The sequence below is a fragment of the Lyngbya sp. CCY1209 genome (genome assembly GCF_055795065.1).
On record NZ_JAYFER010000575.1, the window covers coordinates 1 to 5,114 of the forward strand.

General features: G+C 50.1%; 4 protein-coding genes. 3 read left to right on the plus strand and 1 reads right to left on the minus strand.

What is annotated here, in order from left to right:
* Positions 1-161 precede the first annotated feature (161 nt).
* Positions 162-1,214: a dipeptide epimerase gene (locus tag AC0QHF_RS20455; RefSeq protein ID WP_324706085.1), complete on the minus strand. Its 1,053-nt coding sequence runs from the start codon at positions 1,212-1,214 to the stop codon at positions 162-164.
* Between the two features lie 182 nt (positions 1,215-1,396).
* Here AC0QHF_RS20455 and phnD point away from each other — a divergent pair, with 182 nt between their 5' ends.
* The 3 genes from phnD (at position 1,397) to AC0QHF_RS20470 (ending at position 5,091) form a co-directional block, all read left to right on the plus strand.
* Positions 1,397-2,275 (plus strand): phosphate/phosphite/phosphonate ABC transporter substrate-binding protein, encoded by an 879-nt coding sequence (gene phnD, locus AC0QHF_RS20460; RefSeq protein ID WP_324706086.1) that lies wholly within the window; start codon positions 1,397-1,399, stop codon positions 2,273-2,275.
* A gap of 48 nt (positions 2,276-2,323) precedes the next feature.
* The gene (locus AC0QHF_RS20465; protein WP_324706087.1) at positions 2,324-4,201 is read left to right on the plus strand and encodes a sensor histidine kinase; all 1,878 of its coding nucleotides are present in this window, start codon (positions 2,324-2,326) and stop codon (positions 4,199-4,201) included.
* A gap of 143 nt (positions 4,202-4,344) precedes the next feature.
* Complete coding sequence (locus AC0QHF_RS20470; RefSeq protein ID WP_324706088.1) at positions 4,345-5,091, plus strand: dinitrogenase iron-molybdenum cofactor N-terminal domain-containing protein; 747 nt, start codon at positions 4,345-4,347, stop codon at positions 5,089-5,091.
* Positions 5,092-5,114: the final 23 nt, after the last annotated feature.

A 5,114-nucleotide genomic window follows, 5' to 3' on the forward strand; every position in this document is an offset into this window, starting at 1 on the left:
TTGAAATGGGGTCAGAAATTTTCAAACCCTTATAGAAAAGCCGTTTCAGTTTCCGACTCCCGACTCCCGACTGCCGACTCCCGCGCGCAGCGCTATATATCCCGCAGCCTCGCGAACACAAAATCATCCGATTCCCCCATGCAATTGTTAATTATTAATTGTTAATTATTAATTATTCCACATCCCAAACCGGGCAGATCGTTGGGAATCAGACAGCCCTCCCGGACGATCGCACCTCGAAACGGATCGTCAACCAAATTGAGGTGGGAATCCAAATCCAAATAGTCGGCGAGGGGGGCGAGTTGGGAAGCCGCCGTATTTGCCAAAGTGCTGTCGGAATAGCAGCCGAACATCACCTGCAACCCGCAGGCTTTGGCGGTGTGGATCATCCGCATCGCCTCCGTCAATCCGCCGGATTTCATCAGTTTGATATTGATGCCGTGAACGCAGTGGGCGAACCGGGGAATGTCGCGGCTGGTGAAACAACTTTCGTCGATAAAAATCGGCAGCGGGGACTGGGAATAAAGTTCGGGCAACTGTGCGGGGGCGACATCCGCAGCCAGGGGTTGTTCGACGTAAATCACCCCCATTTCGGCCAGCCAGCGGCACATTTTCACGGCGTCCGGCAGGGTCCATCCCCCGTTGGCATCGACGTACAATCGGGCATCCGGGGGGGCTTCCGCCTGCACCGCCTCGAACATTTTGCGATCGGCTTCGATGCCGGCGGGGGAGCCCAATTTCACCTTCAAAACCCGCACGTCGAGATAATTGATCCAGTCCCGAACTCTGGCTTTTGCCCCCTCCGGCGTGTTGATGCCGATGGTGACGGAAATGGGGACGGTGCGATCGCGATCGAGTCCCCACAGTCGCCACAGGGGGATGCCCAGTTTTTTTCCCACCCAGTCGTGGAGGGCCATATCCACCGCACAGCGGACGGCGGAAGGGGCGCCCGTTCGCTCCATTATCTCCTCCACCGGTTGGCGATCGAATGGAGTAAACTGCTTTAATAGAGGGGCAATTGTCTCCAAATGCTTGAGGATGACTGCGGTGGTCTGGGGATGTTCTCCGACTGAAAAGGGCGAGGCTTCCCCCCACCCCTCCAAACCGTCGAGTTTCACCCGCACCCAAACATTGGTGGAGTGTGCCGTCGTACCTCGGCTGATGGTCAGGGCAAATCGTTTATTGACGGTAAAGGGTTGGAATTGAAGTTTCATAAAGTTAAAAATTAGGGATGTAGTTCTACTTTAATTATAGTCCAATTTTTCAAAAAAATTGATTTTAATATGGCGTAAATTTGGACAAAGCTTGAGTTTTAAATTAACCATTTTTTTATGCTGATACTGCTGGTTTGTATCTGTCCATTTTTTCTGCCCCGCCCAATTGGAGGACGAACTCTATGAAACGGCGTCATTTTTTGAGTTATTCGCTGTTATTTCTGGCCGGATGTAGCGCGATCGCTCCCAATCCGAACCCAACATCCGCCACTCTCAATATTGACAAACTTCGCCTGACGGTGACGGATGTCCCCGAACCGGAGAGATTGCTGCAAGATTACGAAACGTTTCGCCAAGAATTGGAGGCGGTGCTGGGAATTCCCGTCGAGTTTGTCCCGGTTAACAATCAAATCGAAGCGGCTTCGGCTTTGCGTTTAAATCAGGTCGATATGGCCCTGGCGGGGCCTTCGGAATATGTGGTCATTAATGCCCGGACGAATGCCCGACCTTTGATCGGAATTACCCGCCCGAATTACTATTCGGTGATCGCCACAAAAACCGGTCAAAATATTGAGAGTTTGGAGGATCTAAAAGGGAAGACGATCGCCCTGTCGGATGTGGGTTCGACCAGCGGCCATCTCGGGCCAACAAAACTATTAATTGATGCCGGATTAGATCCCCAAACCAATGTCAAAGTGTTGATGTTGGGGGACGAAGGCAGCATCGAAGCGATCGCCACGGGGGCAGTGGCGGCTTGGGGGGGATCGGCGGTGGATTATTCGACCTTCCTGAACTCGGAAGAAGAGTTTCCAATTATTGCCGAAACCCCTCCCTTACCCAGCGATATTTTTATGGTCAACAGTCAGCTCGATTCTCGAACGGTGGCAGCTCTCCGCGATCGCATGGTGGAGAATCAAGAACGGCTGATTGCGGCCTTGGTGGAGGGAGAATCGACGCAAAAATACAAAGATTCGGAATTGTTTGAAGCCCAAGATTCGGATTATGACTTAATTCGCCAGGTTTACGAAGCGATCGGGGAGGGGGAGTTGATCGAAAACTAAGTTGAAATATAATTGAAGCAGTTGAGAGAAATTTAACGGACCCAATTCATGTTTTTTTTCAAGAAAATATTCGGCGAAAAAGAACCGTCAGTTAATGAAAAAAAAAGACCTGTAAATTGCTCATTTGAATGCGATAAACGGTCGATAATTCGCGACAATTCAGGGTGGCAAAAACTGTCAATTCGCAACTGGAGTATCGGCAAAAAGTTCGGTTACAGCTATATGCTGGCGATCGCCATTGCAATTGTCGGGACGACTGTCGGATTGGCGGTCGGCGAGTATTATCAAAAACAAGCGTTGCAAGCCTTGACGGAAACGGAAGAACAACAAGAATTGCTCCACGAGTTAGAAAAGTCAATCTTGGCGATGCGATCGCATCCCCAGCGACTTGTCCCGACCCTAGGAAAAACGGTCTGGTTCGACTACGAAAAAGCGACCTTTCTCGGCAATGTCCGCCAAGTCGATACCTGGCTATCCGAATTATTCCAATATATCGATGAAAGACCCAATCGATTGGCGACGAATCAGGTCAATTACCGGCAATTATTGCGAGATTATCAGCAGGCGACCGATTCCTATGTGACGCAGATTCTATCGCTCTGGAATCGGGTCGAACCGGCGACGGTACAAGCCGATGAAATTCGGGGGGCACAGCAGAAAATTTTGACGCTGCTGAATGGGGAATCATACACGACTGTAAGCGCCAAATTTGACCGGCTTTCAGAACAATTAAACGAATTAATAAACGATTCAGGAAGACAGTACGAAGAGGCGACAATTTACTTCCAAAAATCTCGCTATTTGCGGTTACAAATTATCGCCTTTAGCATGATTTTATCGACAGCGATCGCCACCTTTTTAGCTGTCTACACCAGTCGGGCGATCGCCACCCCCATCAAATCCGTCACCACCGTCGCCAACCGGGTCGTCAAAGAATCGAATTTTTACCTGCAAGCCCCCGTGACGACGGCGGACGAAGCCGGACTATTGGCGATGTCTTTAAACCAGTTAATTCGCTGGGTGAGGGAATACACCGAAGCCCTGGAATTCGCCCGCCGAACATTAGAAGAACGGGTGGACGAACGCACCCGAGAACTGAAGTTGGCTGTCGAGGAACTCAAACAGACCCAAAGCCAACTGATTCAAACGGAAAAAATGTCGGGTTTGGGACAGATGGTGGCGGGAATCGCCCACGAAATTAACAACCCCGTCAGCTTTATTTACGGCAACACCGAACACGCCAAAGAATACGCTCAAGATCTGTTGAATCTAGTGCAATTATATCAGGAAAGTTACCCCGATCCCAAACCCGAAATCGTCGAGATGATGGAAGAAATTGACTTCGAGTTTATGAAGGACGATTTTATCAAATTGATGACCTCCATCCGGGTGGGGGCCGATCGCATTCGGGAAATCGTCCTGTCCCTGCGAAACTTTTCCCGCCTGGACGAGGCTGACATGAAAGATGTCAACCTTCACGACGGGATCGACAGTACGCTGTTGTTATTAAATAATCGGTTAAACCACCGGATCGAAATTGTCAAATCTTACGGAGATCTGCCCCTGGTGAAGTGCTATCCCGCCCAACTGAACCAGGTGTTCATGAATATTATCGCCAATGCGATCGACGCTTTGGAAGATTTCTACAAAAAAGAACCCGATCGCCCCCCGAAAATTTTCATCGAAACGGAACAAATCGGCGATCGCGAAGTGGAAGTCAAAATTCGGGATAATGGCCCCGGAATCCCCCCCGAAATTCGCAACAAGCTATTCGACCCATTTTTTACCACCAAAGAAATTGGCAAGGGGACGGGATTGGGCCTTTCAATTTGTTATCAAATCGTCGAAAAACATCGCGGCAAAATTATCCTGGATTCTCAAGTTAGCCGGGGGACGACCTTTTGCATCCAACTGCCGACCCAATAGAATGGGTTACAAAAGACAACATTTATTGAACTTAAAACACAAAATTTTACAATCTCTCATCCGTAGTCAACGATACGGAAACTTCCCGGAACGTTCCATCATTCTAAAGATATGACGCACCCCATGCAGAGAGATTGTTGGAAATGATTCGACGGCAAGTTTCCGAAAATATTGCTTTCAGAATTGCCCTAGCCGCGCGATCGCTCCCCGGCGTGTCCGTCCGCGACTTACGCACGGCTTTACAAAACATACTCGGCGGCGAATTCGACGAATGTCACCTCAGTCAAGTCACCGCCACCCACCTGGAAACGGCTTTCAGAGGAACTTACAATTGGGACGGGACAAGCCATTCGATACCGCTTTCGACCCTGAAAACCGCGACTCAAATTCTCTGGGGAGAAATTCAAGATCTCGACCAGCTTCTTCCCGCCGTGGAACCCTACCGAGACGGCGAGATGTCCAATTCGATCCGGGTCGCGATCGCATCCAATACCGACGAATTGTTGGACGGCCATTTCGGTTTCTGCCTGCGGTATTTAATTTATCAAGTCTCCGCAACTCGCCTCAAATTGATAGATATTCGACCCGCAGAATCGGCGGATTCTTTCGAGGATCGAAATGCCTTCCGCATGGATTTAATCCGAGATTGTCACGCCCTTTATGCCCTCTCCCTCGGCAGTTCGGTGGCGGAAAAACTGACTCAAGCCAACATTTATCCTGTGAAAAAATTGCACGGCGGCAACGCCCGAGATCTCCTCGCCAATTTGCAAAAAGCGATCGTCACTGCCCCCCCGCCGTGGCTGGCGAAAGTGTTGGGAGGCGAGTTTTCAGTGTCATTCTCGCCCTCACCCCCAACCCCTCTCCCAATTCTGGGAGAGGGGAGCCATTGAGTTCCCCCCAGAATTGGGGGGTT

Coding starts and splice junctions, on each gene's coding strand:
- AC0QHF_RS20455 (WP_324706085.1), bottom strand. CDS start 1,214: ATGAAACTTCAATTCCAACCCTTTACCGTCAATAAACGATTTGCCCTG.
- phnD (WP_324706086.1), top strand. CDS start 1,397: ATGAAACGGCGTCATTTTTTGAGTTATTCGCTGTTATTTCTGGCCGGA.
- AC0QHF_RS20465 (WP_324706087.1), top strand. CDS start 2,324: ATGTTTTTTTTCAAGAAAATATTCGGCGAAAAAGAACCGTCAGTTAAT.
- AC0QHF_RS20470 (WP_324706088.1), top strand. CDS start 4,345: ATGATTCGACGGCAAGTTTCCGAAAATATTGCTTTCAGAATTGCCCTA.